A 1,250-nucleotide genomic window follows, 5' to 3' on the forward strand; every position below is an offset into this window, starting at 1 on the left:
CGGTTTAGTTGACTCGTCTTGTTTGGGGTTTTCAGGCCGCGCGAGCGGCCTCTGTGTTGATTATCTCGAACTCGATCGGGGTGAGCCGCCCGAGCCGTCGTTGCCGGCGTCGCCGGTGATATGTCCGTTCGATCCAGGTGACGATCTCGAGCCGCAATTCCTGCCGCGAATGCCACCGTTTCTTGTTGAGGACGTTCTTCTGCAGGAGCGCGAAGAACGACTCCATCGCGGCGTTGTCCGCGCATGCTCCGACGCGTCCCATCGACCCGGTGATCCCGGTTTCTCGGACCAGCTCGACGAACTTCCGTGACCGAAATTGAGAGCCGCGATCGGAGTGCAGCGTTGTCCCGACCGGCTCACGCAGTGCGACCGCGTTGCGGAGCGCTGAGACAGCGAGCTCGGCCGTCATCCGCGAATCGATGGAATAGCCAACGATCCTGTTCGAGTGAACGTCCTTGATCGCGCAGAGATACAACTTGCCCTCATCGGTCCAATGCTCCGTGATGTCGGTGAGCCATAACTGGTCCGGCCTTGTCGCGGTGAAGTCACGGAGCACGAGGTCGTCATGCACGGGAGGTCCGGCCTTCCGATTCAGTCCGCGCTTCTTCGAGAACACAGACCACAACCGTTGCTGCGAACACAACCGCCACACCCGTCTCTCCGACGCCGCAAGGCCGCTCTCGGCTTCGATCTCATCGGAGATGAATCGATACCCAAACGCCGGATCGTCGGCATGAATATCGACAGCAGCGTTCGTCAGATGGGCGTTGTCCCAGTCGCGTTTCGAGACTGGATTGGCGCGCCATTTGAAGAACGCTTGCTTGCTGAAGCCCAGCACCCGGCAGGTCACCGTGATCGGAATCCGATCTGCGGCAAGGTCAAGGACCAGCGGGAACATCATTTGGGGAGTGACGCCTGCGACAGATACGCGGCTGCCCTGCGGAGGATCTCGTTCTCCTGCTCGAGCAGCCGGATGCGTTTCTTCGCCTCGCGCAGCTCAGCTGCGTCGGCTTGAGTCACGCCGGGTTTGATGCCGTCTTCGACGTCCGCGATCTTGAGCCACCGCTGCAGGCACGACTCGGAAACCCCGAAGTCTTTCGCGATGCGACTGATCGGGGCCTCGCCCCGCCGCGCGACCGCAACGACGTCGTTCCGGAACTCTTTGGGAAATGCTTTGGGCACGTTGACCATCCTTCCGTGAGAACCGAAATCCTCACAGCGTTGGAGTCAACTAAACCGTCAGCAGTCCC

The 1,250-nt window shown here is 60.8% G+C and carries 1 protein-coding gene; it reads right to left on the reverse strand.

Annotated elements, in window-relative coordinates; all coding sequences use genetic code 11:
• Positions 1-31: 31 nt before the first annotated feature.
• A protein-coding gene (locus ACTU6V_RS15135; protein WP_443469977.1) for an IS3 family transposase occupies positions 32-1,182 on the reverse strand; the annotation gives its coding sequence in 2 pieces (ribosomal slippage) (positions 32-915 and positions 915-1,182; 1,152 coding nt in all).
• Positions 1,183-1,250 lie beyond the last annotated feature (68 nt).

Origin of the sequence: Microbacterium zouquanmingi, from assembly GCF_052266675.1 — a bacterium.
In the GTDB taxonomy this organism is placed as follows: Bacteria; Actinomycetota; Actinomycetes; order Actinomycetales; family Microbacteriaceae; genus Microbacterium.